Source organism: Sporobacter termitidis DSM 10068 (assembly GCF_900130065.1).
Lineage (GTDB): Bacteria > Bacillota > Clostridia > Oscillospirales > Oscillospiraceae > Sporobacter > Sporobacter termitidis.
Genome location: NZ_FQXV01000005.1, coordinates 176,920 through 189,156, shown reverse-complemented (window position 1 = coordinate 189,156; position 12,237 = coordinate 176,920). Strand labels below are relative to the sequence as shown.

Annotated in this window: 11 protein-coding genes; 10 read left to right on the top strand and 1 reads right to left on the bottom strand. The window is 59.1% G+C overall.

From position 1 onward, the window contains the following. Positions 1–13 precede the first annotated feature (13 nt). From BUB60_RS09035 to BUB60_RS09025, 3 genes are all read left to right on the top strand, one after another. Positions 14–658, top strand: a complete 645-nt coding sequence (locus BUB60_RS09035) for an HD-GYP domain-containing protein (protein ID WP_143162312.1) — start codon at positions 14–16, stop codon at positions 656–658. Continuing rightward, complete coding sequence (locus tag BUB60_RS09030) at positions 655–1,038, top strand: metal-dependent transcriptional regulator (RefSeq protein WP_073077951.1); 384 nt, start codon at positions 655–657, stop codon at positions 1,036–1,038. Before BUB60_RS09035 ends, BUB60_RS09030 begins: the two co-directional genes overlap by 4 nt. A gap of 114 nt (positions 1,039–1,152) precedes the next feature. After that, entirely contained in the window at positions 1,153–2,025 is an 873-nt protein-coding gene (locus BUB60_RS09025) for a LysR family transcriptional regulator (protein ID WP_143162311.1), read from the top strand. Between the two features lie 156 nt (positions 2,026–2,181). Here BUB60_RS09025 and BUB60_RS09020 read toward each other — a convergent pair whose 3' ends face one another. Beyond that, complete coding sequence (locus BUB60_RS09020; RefSeq protein ID WP_073077947.1) at positions 2,182–3,066, bottom strand: LysR family transcriptional regulator; 885 nt, start codon at positions 3,064–3,066, stop codon at positions 2,182–2,184. A 166-nt stretch (positions 3,067–3,232) separates the two neighbouring features. Here BUB60_RS09020 and BUB60_RS09015 point away from each other — a divergent pair, with 166 nt between their 5' ends. The 7 genes from BUB60_RS09015 to BUB60_RS08985 all read left to right on the top strand — a co-directional run bounded on the left by BUB60_RS09015 (position 3,233) and on the right by BUB60_RS08985 (position 12,051). Then, on the top strand, positions 3,233–4,873 hold the full coding sequence (locus BUB60_RS09015) for an ABC transporter substrate-binding protein (RefSeq protein WP_159435374.1): 1,641 nt from the start codon (positions 3,233–3,235) through the stop codon (positions 4,871–4,873). A 95-nt stretch (positions 4,874–4,968) separates the two neighbouring features. Then, positions 4,969–5,925 (top strand): ABC transporter permease, encoded by a 957-nt coding sequence (locus tag BUB60_RS09010; protein WP_073077943.1) that lies wholly within the window; start codon positions 4,969–4,971, stop codon positions 5,923–5,925. A 14-nt stretch (positions 5,926–5,939) separates the two neighbouring features. Further along, positions 5,940–6,872, top strand: coding sequence for an ABC transporter permease (locus BUB60_RS09005; RefSeq protein WP_084726363.1), 933 nt, complete (start codon positions 5,940–5,942; stop codon positions 6,870–6,872). A gap of 12 nt (positions 6,873–6,884) precedes the next feature. Continuing rightward, positions 6,885–7,868, top strand: a complete 984-nt coding sequence (locus BUB60_RS09000; RefSeq protein WP_073077941.1) for an ABC transporter ATP-binding protein — start codon at positions 6,885–6,887, stop codon at positions 7,866–7,868. Next, positions 7,861–8,850 carry an ABC transporter ATP-binding protein gene (locus BUB60_RS08995; RefSeq protein WP_073077939.1) on the top strand — a complete coding sequence of 330 codons (990 nt, stop codon included), beginning with the start codon at positions 7,861–7,863 and terminating at the stop codon, positions 8,848–8,850. The genes BUB60_RS09000 and BUB60_RS08995 overlap by 8 nt, the downstream gene beginning before the upstream one ends. Positions 8,851–8,886: 36 nt before the next feature. Beyond that, positions 8,887–10,350 (top strand): FAD-dependent oxidoreductase, encoded by a 1,464-nt coding sequence (locus tag BUB60_RS08990; RefSeq protein ID WP_073077936.1) that lies wholly within the window; start codon positions 8,887–8,889, stop codon positions 10,348–10,350. Positions 10,351–10,395: 45 nt separating this feature from the next. Further along, on the top strand, positions 10,396–12,051 hold the full coding sequence (locus BUB60_RS08985; RefSeq protein ID WP_200796619.1) for a dihydroxy-acid dehydratase domain-containing protein: 1,656 nt from the start codon (positions 10,396–10,398) through the stop codon (positions 12,049–12,051). Positions 12,052–12,237 lie beyond the last annotated feature (186 nt).

Below are 12,237 nucleotides of genomic sequence, written 5' to 3'. Positions count from 1 at the left end.
GGGGTGGGAACTGGTGAAATATCGAGACGAGGGGCTGGACAGAAGCGCGTTTCTCGACGTGACCGAGTGTCTCGTCGCCGCGCTGGAGGCCCGCGATATCTACACGGAGGGCCACTCGCTGCGGGTGGCGGATCTGAGCGTTGAAATCGCCGCCGCGATGGGGGTATCCGGCGAGGAGCTGGAGGACATCCATATGGCGGCCCATCTGCACGATATCGGGAAAATCGGTATCTCCGACCAGATTTTATATAAGCAAGGGAAGCTGCTGCCTGAGGAATATGAGGAAATCAAACGCCATCCCGAAATCGGCTATACGATCCTATCCAAGTCGAAGAATCTGATGACCATCGCCAAAATTGTGCTGTGCCATCATGAGCGCTGGGACGGGGGCGGATATCCGCTGGGGCTGTGCGGCGAGTTTATCCCGAGAGGCTCCCGCATCATCGCCGTGGCCGACACGATCGACGCGATGACCTCGTGCCGCCCGTACCGGGAGGAGATGAGCCTGGAGTTCACCATGGAAGAAGTCCTGCGGAACGCGGGACTTCAGTTTGACCCGGCCATCGCGCGGCTGGTCTATGACCTGTTCCGCCAGAACCGGCTGCCCGGCTTTCAGTCCGACCGGCAGTCGCCGCGCCGCAAGGTGAAAATCGTATGAATTTATCGGTATCGCAGTTACGGTATTTGTTCGTCATCAAAGAGCTGGCCCGGGACGATACGGTCCGGTCGCTGGATATCGCGGGCCGAATCGGCGTTTCCAAGCCCAGCGTCCACGGTATGCTGGGACAGCTCGAGCGAATGAAGCTCATCACCAAAGAGAAATATTCCTCCGTGCTGCTGACAAGGACCGGCCTGGAAACGGCGCAGCGGTATTACGACGATTTTTGCCTGATACGGGACTATTTTGAAAGGACGACCGATATGTCCCGCGAAGCCGCCGGCGAGGGCGCCCTGGCCATGCTGGGCGGGCTGGACGAGGAGAAGATAAGCGAGATATGCCGCAGCATTTCAAAGGTGGCTGATATTCCCTTGCCGTAATAAATCCCGCCGCTAAAAAGAAGGATGTTCCAATGTATTCCATGTTATAATGGTACAGGAGTCTATCCTTGATTTTGGAAAGGATGAGTGAACTATTGCGGGGAGGGATGCCCGGTGACTGTTTTACAGATGAAATGCTTCGTCAATTTGGCGACGACAAAGAAGCTGACCGATACGGCAAACTCTTTTAATCTCAATACGTCCACGCTGTCAAAGTCCATTGACCACATGGAGGACGAATTATCGGCCAAACTGTTCCACAAAAAGCAGAATAAGCTGGAGCTGACCAACGAGGGCAGGATCGTATACCCCAGCCTGCAGTATATCGTCAAGGAATATGACGAGCTGCTGCTGTATATGGACAGGTTCACAAGTACCCGCCGGACGGCGGTCAACGCCGCGATGATCTTTCATCAGCCGCGGATGATAGAGCTCCTGCTGGGCTTTTCCAAGCAGAACGACGATATCGATATGACCATAACGGAGGCCAGCGCGACGGATATCCAGGCCATGCTGGACACCTCCAGCGTCGACGTCGCCGTTATTTACGAGGAGCTGCTGGAAAAGAAATATCCGTACACGTTTCCCATCCGCCGGGATAAGCTTGTCGCCGTCGTCGGGCGTGACCACCCGCTGGCAAAAAGAGCGCGGATCTCCGTATCGGAGCTGAAGGAGGAAACCTTTTTCCTCTTCAAGGGAGACGGCCTGATGTACCGCTTCCTGGTCCACACCTGCATATCGGGCGGCTTCGTCCCGAGGGAAGCGCACAGCAATCTGCGCATCAATACGATCATGGAATGTGTCAAAGCAAATGAGGGCGTGTCGCTCATCATCGAGAACACGCTGAATTGCCTGGACAGAAAAAACGTCGTCGTCCTCCCGCTCGTTGAAAATCCCGAGGTGACGCTCTCCATGTTTTTCCCCGTCGTCTATCTGACCGAAACACACGAAAAGCTGATGGCTTCCCTGAACGGCGAGTGCCAATGAGCCGCTCCTGAGAATACATATATGCCGCCGCTCCCGATTTTAATCGGGAGTTATTTTTTTGCTCTTTCAATATTTTCAACGGCAACTTGACATATTTAGATTGCAATAAGAGAGCTAAATTTGTACATTATTACCGTAAACACCTCAGCTTAAAGCTCACGAAAGCGTGTAATTTTTCGCAAAGTCGAAAAATAGGCTTGAGATGTCGGCGGTATTTTTTTTGTCCTTGATGAGCTGCACCGAGAATGGGTCGGCATCCTTCAGCTCCAGGATTTTCATATCGGGCGAATAGATGTGCTCGGCGATTTTCCGTGGGAGAACCGATACGAAATTCTGCCTGACGACTACCTTTGATATCGTGCTGTACCACAATACATAAGGCTTGACTTTCGGAGACAACCCGGCTTTTCTGAACTGCTTGAGGATAAAAGCGTGCAGAAACGGTTCTTTGAGCACGATGAGATACCGCTCGTCCCGCAGCATGGAAAGCCGGGCCGCGTCCTTTCCGGCCAACTGATGCCGCCGGCTGACAAGCAGCACAAGATCGTCCGACATGAGCGCATGCTGGTCGTAGCTTTCAAGCTTCGTTTCCCGCTCCGAAAAGACGATACAGACGGAGCCCGGGTCGTCCCTGAACCTGTGGAGGGCGGATTGGCTGTCGAATTCCTGAAGCTCCAGCTGTACGCCGGGGTATGTTTTTTGAAAGTCAAAGACCATATCGGTGAGATGGTAGTGGGAAAGGAACGAATGGGTGTACGCGACCTGGCGGTTTTCCCGGCTCTCCCGGTATTCCTCCAGCAAATGTCTGGTGTTTTCGTATTCCCTGATGATGTTTTCGGCATAGGGGAGCAGCCCCGTCCCTGCCGGGGTGAGCTCGGACCCGTAGGAATGGCGGATAAACAGCTTGACGCCCAGCTCCTGCTCCACAAGCCGGATATGCCTGGAGAGCGACGATTGCGAGAGATGCAGCGTTTCAGCCGCTTCATAAAATTTTGAACACTCGGCCAGCGTGACGAAGCAGTTCAATGAAAACAAATCCATCGCAGCGTCCCCATTCAATTTAAATTTGTGGAATTATTTTACAATAACCACGGTCGACTTTTCAAGTGAAAACGCTGGAAGGAAAGGAGGAATTTAATGCTTTTTTGGCTTTTGCATTCGAAATGCAAAGCTCCGGTCCGAACAATGAATTAAGGAGGAGAAATCAGTGAAAAAGGCAGTGGCACTTGTACTTGCATTGATCCTGGCGTTAACGCTTGGTGCCTGTGGTAGGGACACCAAGGCAAACACGCAGAGCTCACCGGTGCCGGGCTCAAGCCCCTCGGCGGCCGGCACCGACAATACCGCCGCTCCACCCGCCGTTTCGGGAGCCCCCGAATACGGCGGAGTCCTCAGAATTGTCAACACCTCCGAAGGCGCCACGCCCCTCGGCGTGCCGTGGGAAGTGATCGGGATCGACGTCAACCTCATTACGCCCTACGGCGAGGCGCTGCTGCTTGAAAAGACGAGCGGTGAGATCGAGCCCTGGCTGGCGGCGGACTGGAAGATCGACACCACGAACCTGACCGTCACCTTCACCCTGCGGCAGGACGTCAAATTTACCGACGGCTCCGATTTCAACGCGGATGTCGCCGCGTGGAATATACAGCAGGCCATCGACGCCGGCATCATCAATCCGGCGATTTCCGGCGTCTCCGTCACGGGCCCCTATGAGATCAAGGTGCAGCTGGATAACTGGTCCAATACGATTTTGTCCACCTTCGCCTCCCACTCCTTCAGCATGATTTCAAAAGAAGCCTTTGAGAAAAACGGCATCGACTGGGCACGGGAGAACCCCGTCGGGACCGGCCCGTTCAAGCTGAAGGAATATGTGCGCGGCGAGCGGATTACATACGAAAAGAACGAGAACTACTGGCAGGCCGGCAAGCCTTATCTTGACGGCGTCGAGTACGTGTTCATCCGCGACGTCATGACGCAGAACGCCGCGGTGCAGGCCAGCGGGGACCAGGGCGTCGACGTGCTGAACACCAACTCCGCCGAGCAGATGATCACCCTGAACAGCCCCGACATTTATCTGGATAAAATGGCCATCGGCCCCGTCTCCCTGGTGCCCAGCAGCAACAACCCGGATTCTCCGCTGTCCAAGCTGGAGGTACGCCAGGCGATATCCTACGCGATCGACCGCCAGAGCCTTGTGGACGCCAGGGGCTTCGGCATCCTGACGCCCGCCACCCAGTTCATTCCCGACACGTGGGGGGCGCATCTGCCGGATTCCTACAACCTGTCCTACAACACGGAAAAAGCAAAGGAGCTGCTTGCCCAGGCCGGCTACCCCAACGGCTTCACGACGAAGCTGATCGCCATGCCCGGCATGGTCGACAAGGATATGGTGGTTGCCGTGCAGAGCATGCTGCAGGCCGTCGGCATCAACGTCGAGCTGGAGTTCCCGGATTCCGGCGGGTACTCCAATTACCGCTTTAACGGCTGGGAGGGCATGCTGGTGCAGCACACACGCTCGCTCCCGGCAATCGCCAATACCTTCGGGCTGTATTTCGACGTCAAGAAAGACGACGCCACGGGCGCGTACTCCTACATCTATATGCCCAGCACCTGGCGGCCCCTGGAGGAGCTGTACAACGCCGAGCAGGCGGCGGGCCAGGCCATAGAGCCGGACGACAAGCTGCTGCAGGATGTGCACAAGATCATCATGGACAATATGATCTGCATACCGCTGTATAACATCTACGACGCGTTCATCATCAAAAACAACGTCCACGACACAGGCTTTTCACAGTGGGGCGCCGGAACCATGTTCCTGCCGGCGGATGCCTGGAAGTCCTCAAAATAAAACCATATCCGGCGCCCCGGGGAAGACGGCGCGGAAGCCCCCTCTTCCCCGGGTCCGCGCGGCTTTCGCATCACGCATATGGGAAGGAGGTACAAATGCTCACTTACATAGTGCGGCGCCTGATCCACGCGTTTGTCGTCATCGTCATCGTCAGCATCGCCGTTTTTATTTTGATCAGGCTCCTGCCGGGCGACCCGATAGAAATGCTGATCTCCCAGACGCAGCTCACCGAAACGACACCCGAAATGATCGAGGCCTTAAGGCATGACAAGGGGCTGGACAGACCGCTGCCGGTCCAGTATGCCGACTGGTTTGTACAGATGATACGGGGTGACTTCGGCACGTCGATCATGCGCAACTTTGATATCGGCAAGGAGATCGGCAACCGCGTGACGGTCACGCTGATGATCGGCCTGTCCGCGTTTGTCATCGGGCTCGTACTGGGCCCCATTCTCGGCATCGTCAGCGCGGTGCGGCGCGGCAAGTTTGTCGACAACCTTGTCACGGTCATCGCCAATATCGGCATCACGGCGCCGGCGTTCTGGGTCGGGATTCTGCTGATCTTTTTCTTCGGGGTCCGGCTCAAGCTGCTGCCGATCTATGGGTATACGCTCCCCTGGGACGATTTCTGGATGAGCTTTAAGCAGAGCCTGATGCCGATTTTCGTCACGGCCCTGGGGCCCATTGCGACAACGGCCCGGCAGACGCGCTCCAGCGTCCTGGAGGTCATGAGCGAGGACTATATCCGCACGGCCTGGGCCAAGGGCCTCAACGAGAGAAAGGTCATCCTCAGGCATATCATCAAAAATTCGCTGCTGCCCGTCGTCACCCTGCAGGGCACGATGCTCAGGATGGTCGTGGGCGGCTCCGTGGTGGTGGAAACCGTGTTCGTCATTCCCGGCATGGGGAAAATGATGGTGGACGCGATGCTGTCCCATGATTATCCCGTGGTGCAGGCCGTCACGGTGATTATGACGCTGGTGGTCGTCCTGTCCAGCCTGATCGTCGATCTGCTCTATGGCTGGCTGGACCCGAGAATACAGTATGATTAGGAGGGAGGGGGAGCATGACGACGAAAACGGATTCCATAAACGCCCCGGGGCTCGGCGGCGAGGTCGATATCCTTGAAGAGCAGCTGCTGCCGCCTGTCAACGAGTTCAGGAGATTCGTCAAGGTTTTCTTCAGGCGGAAGATCGTCCTGATCGGTTTTATTATTGTCGTTCTGATTGTGGCCATGGCCATATTTGCCGACGTTATCGCGCCGTTCGGCCCGTACGAGCAGGATCTGCACAACGTGTTGGCCGCGCCGGACAGTACCCACCTCCTCGGCACGGATTCTCTGGGGCGGGATCTGCTCAGCCGCATCATATACGGCTCCCGCGTGGCGCTCAGCGTCGGCGTCATCACAGTGCTGCTCTCGGCCGCGGTCGGTACCCTGATCGGCCTTGTGGCGGGATACGCCGAGGGCGCCCTCCAGTCGGTCATCATGCGCCTGACGGACGCCATGATGGCCATCCCGTCGCTGATCCTGTCGCTCATCGTGGCTTCGATACTCAACAGGGGCGTGCTGGGGGTCGTCATCGCCGTGGCGATCACCCTGTTCCCGGGATATATAAGGCTGATCAATGGGCAGGTTTTGTCAGTGAAGCAAAACGACTATGTGATGGCGGGCCGGTCCATGGGCTCTCATAAAGCCCGCATCATGTTCCGGCATATTCTGCCCAACTGCCTGTCGCCGCTCATCGTCCAGATGACGATGATGATGGGCGTGGCGATCCTGTCGGAGGCGTCGCTGAGCTTTCTCGGTCTGGGCATCCTGCCGCCGACGGCGGCCTGGGGCGGCATGTGCTACGACGGCTACAAGTATCTGATGATGCGGCCGCTTTTGTCCATCGCGCCGGGTCTTGCCATTATGGTTCTCGTGTTCTCCTTCAATATGGTCGGCGACGGGCTCCGCGACGCGCTGGACCCGAAGCTGCGCGGCACGTCGTCCAACTGACGGGAGGAGAATATGGAAAGATTGCTAACAGTCAGCGGCCTGACGACGGAGTTCAGGACGGAGCGGGGGACAGTCAAGGCGGTCAACGACGTGTCCTATCATGTGGACGAGGGCGAGATCATCGGCCTCGTGGGCGAAAGCGGCTGCGGGAAATCGGTCAGCCAGCTCTCCGTCATGCAGCTTATACCGAATCCGCCGGGAAAGATCGTGGCCGGCTCGGTGGAGTTTGAGGGCCAGGATCTGCTGCGGTACGGCAGGGAAAGCCGGGAGATGTGCGCCATCCGCGGCGGCAGGATATCCATGGTGTTCCAGGAGCCGATGACGTCCTTAAACCCGGCCATGACCATCTGCCGGCAGATGGGGGAGGTCCTCACGGAGCACCTGGGCATCGACAAGGCGGAGGCGCGGGAGCGGAGCGTCGACATGCTGTCCCAAGTGGGCATCCCCGACCCTGGTAAACGCGCCGACGATTACCCGCATCAGCTCTCCGGCGGCATGCGCCAGCGGGTGATGGTGGGCATGTCGATGCTGTGCAACCCAAAAATGATCATCGCCGACGAGGCCACCACGGCGCTGGACGCGACGATTCAGGCGCAGCTTTTAGAGCTGATGTACGAGATGGTGAACAAATACCACACAGCGCTCGTCATGGTGACGCATAATCTTGGCATCGTGGCCAGATACGTCCACAGGGTCAACGTCATGTATGCCGGGAGGATCATCGAGTCCGGCACGGTCAGGGAGCTCTGGGCAAATCCGATGCACCCTTATACCGAAGGGCTTTTAAAATGCGTGCCGAAGCTGGGCGAAAGGCTGGTCCCCATTAAGGGCATGCCGCCGTCGCTCATTAACCGCCCGCCCACCTGCCCCTTTCTCCCCAGGTGCAGGCTCCGCCAAAAAAGCTGCTTTGAGGAGCCGGTCCCGGAGCTGACGCATGTGGAGGGCGATCACTACACGACGTGCCGTGTGAGACTGGAGGGCTTGACGGATGATTGAGGCGGCCAGAGGCAATATTGTGGATATCGTCAATCTCAAAATGTATTTCCCCGTCAGGAGAGGGCTGCTGAAGCGGAAGATCGCCGACGTGAAGGCCCTGGACGACGTGTCGTTTTCCATCAGGCCGGGCGAGACACTGGGGCTGGTGGGCGAAAGCGGCTGCGGCAAAACCACCGTGGGCCGCTGCATTGTCCGCCTGTATAGACCCACCGGCGGCATCGTCATGTTTGAGGGCGCGGACATTTCGCACTCCGGGGAATCCGACCTGCGCCAGATCCGGCGGAAGATGGCCCTCGTTTTCCAGGACCCCTACAGCTCTCTGGACCCTAGGATGAGCAGCGGCGACATTGTGGGCGAGCCGCTGAAAATACATCACCTGGTGAAAAGCAAAAAGGAATATGACGAGCGCGTGGCGGAGCTGTTCATCATGTCGGGGCTGAGCCCCGATATGACGGACCGGTATCCCCACGAGTTCTCCGGCGGGCAGCGGCAGCGGCTGTCCATCGCCCGCGCCCTGGCGGGCGACCCGTCCCTCATCGTCTGCGACGAGCCGATCTCCGCCCTGGACGTGTCCATGCAGGCGCAGATACTGAATCTCCTGCAGGAGCTCCAGAGCAAAAACGACCGCCTGAGCTATCTCTTCATCTCCCACGACCTGCTGGCCGTCCAGTACATCAGCCAGCGCGTGGCGGTGATGTACCTGGGCAGGGTCGTGGAAATCTCCGATGCCGGCGAGCTGTATGCCAACACGCTGCATCCGTATTCTATCGCGCTCCTGTCGGCGCAGCCGCTGCCGGACCCCGTGGCGGAGGAAAAACGCCACAGGATCATCCTGACCGGCGACGTGCCGACGCCGCTGAATCCCCCGGCCGGCTGCGCCTTCCATCCCCGCTGCCCCCGGGCCAAAAAGGAATGCTCCGAGTCGGTGCCGCCGCTTCGCGACGCGGGCGGCGGGCATTTCGTGGCGTGCCATTGCGTATAAAGACTTTTGTCTGTTCATGTAGAAAGGATTGATACCATGGAAAACGGAAAGTTTGATGTCATTGTATGCGGCGGCGGGACGTCCGGGACGGCCGCGGCCGTCGCGGCGGCCAGGACCGGGGCCAGAACGCTCCTCATCGAGCGCCTTGGCGCGCTGGGCGGCCAAATGAATGTGTCCGGCCCGCCGGGCTTTTCGTACGCGCATCTTTTCAGCCCCCGCGGCGAGCAGGTCATCGCCGGCTTCGCCGAGGAGATGCACAGCCGCCTGCTGAAGGAAAACCACGCGCTCCCGCACCGCGACGAGGACAACGTGTACAGAAGGCGCACCGGCTATACGTTTTCGTTTGTGGACCCGGAGTGGTGGGGGCTCGAAATATTCCGGGTGCTGGTGGAAAGCAACGTGACGCTGCTGTTACATACGCTCGTCGTGGGCGTGACGAAGGACGGCGACAGGGTCACCGGGGTCATCGTCGAGAACGCCGCGGGCCGCAGCACGATCGAGGCCAAAATCGTCATCGACTGCACCGGCGAGGGCGATATTGCCGTGCGCGCCGGCTGCGATTACGAGCTGCTCCCCAGAGACATGAACGAGCCCCATTCCCTCTGCTTTACCATGGACGGCGTCGACTGGGACGAATTCATGACGTATATGAAGGAAAACCCCCAGGAATTCCAGCTGCGGGGCGCGGCCGGCCTGTCTCAGGAGGAGAAGATCGCCAATCTCCGTCAGGTCACGGACCCCGCCGACCTGGGGGAGATCATGGGCTTTTTCAGCATCATCAAGGAGCTCCTGGCCAAAGGGGAGTGGCATGACTACGCCGGCATGGGCTTTTTCATGGCGCCGCGTCCCGACGGCGGCGACCGCGGCGTTGTCCAGGCGCACTTCCAGCATTCCGCCCAGGTGCCCGACCTCTGGTCCTGCGACCCCTGGGATCTGACCAAGGGCGAGATCGAGGCCCGCCGCCAGATCATGATCGCGGCGAAGGCTTTCAAAAAATACGTCCCCGGCTTCAAAAAGGCCTATATCGTCAAAATGGGCACGGAGCTGCGCCTTCGGGACGGCCGGCGGATCATGGGCGACCACAGGCTCACCGGCGCCGAGGTGGCGGCGGGCGCGCGGTTTTACGACTGCATCGGCAAATCGGCCTTCCCGGCGGGCGCCGTCCACGCGGCCAACAACAGCACGCTGGCCACGGTCGTCAGGAACGGCGAGGTCGGCGGCCTGCCGCCCGAGGGCGGCAGCCACGACATCCCGTACCGCTGCCTCGTGCCGCGCAAGGTGGAAAACTTCCTGGTGGGCGGCAAGCACATCTCCACCGACAGGGCCGCCTATCAGCGCTTTTTGCAGGAGACGGTCGTCACCGGCCAGGCCGCCGGCGCCGCGGCCGGCCTGTGCGTCAAAAAAGGCGTGACGCCGCGGGCGCTGGAGGCGGAGGAGCACGTAAAGGATTTGCAGGCGTTCCTGCGCGCCCAGGGCGTTATCCTCGACGGCGTGCACTGAGCGCCGCCCGGGCAGGAGAAAAAATGAGGAAAGCTGGTCTGCCCTTTGAAAGAATACCGCAGCAACAAATATAACAGCCCCATCAGAAGGGCCATGTGGCTGAATCTCGGTATCCGGGACGAGGATATGAAGCGCCCGAAAATCGCCATCGTCAACTCCTCGTCGAATCTGGCCGTCTGCTTCAGCCACCTGGACGCCATTGCCAGATTTGCCGCCGGGGAGATCTACAAGGCGGGGGGCATCTCCTTTGAGATACGCACCGTGGCCCCGGCCGACTTCATATTTTCCGGGCACAGCGGGGGATTTATCCAGGCCAGCCGCGACCTGATCACCAACGACGTGGAGGCCGCCGTGGAGGGTGCCATGCTGGACGGGATGCTCTGCCTTGCCTCCTGCGACAAAACCCTGCCGGGCCAGCTCATGGCCGCCGCGCGCATGAATATCCCAACCATCGTCGTGGCGTGCGGCTATCAGCCCTGCGGCACGTACAAGGGCGAGCACTTTGATATTGAGGACCTGTTCCAGCAGCAGGGGCATTACGCCATGGGCAAGGTGACGGACGAGGAAATGCGCCGGATGAGCGACGCGGCTATCAAAGGCCCCGGCGTGTGCCAGGGGCTGGGGACGGCAAACTCCATGCACATTGCCTGCGAGGCGCTGGGCTTCGCCCTCCCGGGCACGACGCCTGTTCTGTCCAACAGTCCGAAAATGTGGCGGGCCGTATCGGACGCCTGCCGGCGTATCGTGGAGCTCGTGGACCAGGATGTGACGCCGCGGGACCTGCTGACGCCCGGCGCCTTTGAAAACTGCGTCAAGACGATCCTGAGCGTCTCCGGCTCCACCAATACCATGAAGCACCTGCAGGCCGTCGCCAAGGAGGCGAAAACGGACATCGACGTGTTTGATATGTTCGATAAATTCGCCGGCGACATTCCGCTCCTCGTGGGCATCCGCCCCAACGGGACGCACTTTATCGACGACCTGGAGGCGGCGGGCGGGACCCGCGCCGTCATGAAGCAGCTGGAGAGCAAGCTGCGGCTGGACGAGATGACGGTCAGCGGCAAAGCGGTCCGCGGGAATCTGGAGGGCGCCGTGGTGCTGGACGAAGATGTAATCCGCCCGCTGGACAACGCGCTCAATTACAGGCCGGCCATCGTCCTGGCCAAGGGAAACCTGGCAGCGGACTTCGGCGTGATCAAGCTGCAGATCGACGATCACTATAAGCCGAATTACTTCAAGGGGCCGGCCCGGGTGATCACGGACCAGAACGAAGCCATGCGCGCCATCCGTGACGGCGGGATCAAAAAAGGCGACGTGCTCGTCGTCTGCGGCATGGGGCTCACCGGCACGCCCGGCATGGGCGGGCCTGGGGGACTCATCTTCGCCCTGGACGGCCAGGGCCTTGGCAGCGACGTGGCCATCGTGACGGACGGCCACGCGTCCGGCCTGTGCAATCTGGCGCTGATGGCCGTGGACGTCACGCCGGAGGCCGCCGCCGGCGGGGCGATCGGCCTCATCCGTGACGGCGACATCATCACCATCGACGCGCTGAACCGCGTGCTGCAGGCAGACGTCTCGGATGAGGAGCTTGAAGCGCGGCGGAAAACGGCGCCGGACTACCGCAAAAAGGGCGAGGCAGGCTGGCTCAAAATCTTTCAGGAGCGGGTCCGCCCAATCAGCGAGGGCGCCGTTATCTGCTGACGGGAAATAACAGCGCAGAGTTAACGTGTCCCTCATTGAAAAGAACGCATCTTTTGATAGGATGCGTTCCTTTTTTGCGCCGATTTAAGTCGGATGATGTAAATTTTAATGTGCAATTTGTAAATTTTAAAAAATTTTAAAATATTTTTGTTGCATTTTGATATTTCCACTGTCTTATATTTTATA

Bases quoted from the DNA above. Each gene is read 5' to 3' on its own strand.
- BUB60_RS09005 (WP_084726363.1), top strand. From the start codon at position 5,940: ATGACGACGAAAACGGATTCCATAAACGCCCCGGGGCTCGGCGGCGAG.
- BUB60_RS08995 (WP_073077939.1), top strand. From the start codon at position 7,861: ATGATTGAGGCGGCCAGAGGCAATATTGTGGATATCGTCAATCTCAAA.
- BUB60_RS09010 (WP_073077943.1), top strand. From the start codon at position 4,969: ATGCTCACTTACATAGTGCGGCGCCTGATCCACGCGTTTGTCGTCATC.
- BUB60_RS09020 (WP_073077947.1), bottom strand. From the start codon at position 3,066: ATGGATTTGTTTTCATTGAACTGCTTCGTCACGCTGGCCGAGTGTTCA.
- BUB60_RS08990 (WP_073077936.1), top strand. From the start codon at position 8,887: ATGGAAAACGGAAAGTTTGATGTCATTGTATGCGGCGGCGGGACGTCC.
- BUB60_RS09000 (WP_073077941.1), top strand. From the start codon at position 6,885: ATGGAAAGATTGCTAACAGTCAGCGGCCTGACGACGGAGTTCAGGACG.
- BUB60_RS09030 (WP_073077951.1), top strand. From the start codon at position 655: ATGAATTTATCGGTATCGCAGTTACGGTATTTGTTCGTCATCAAAGAG.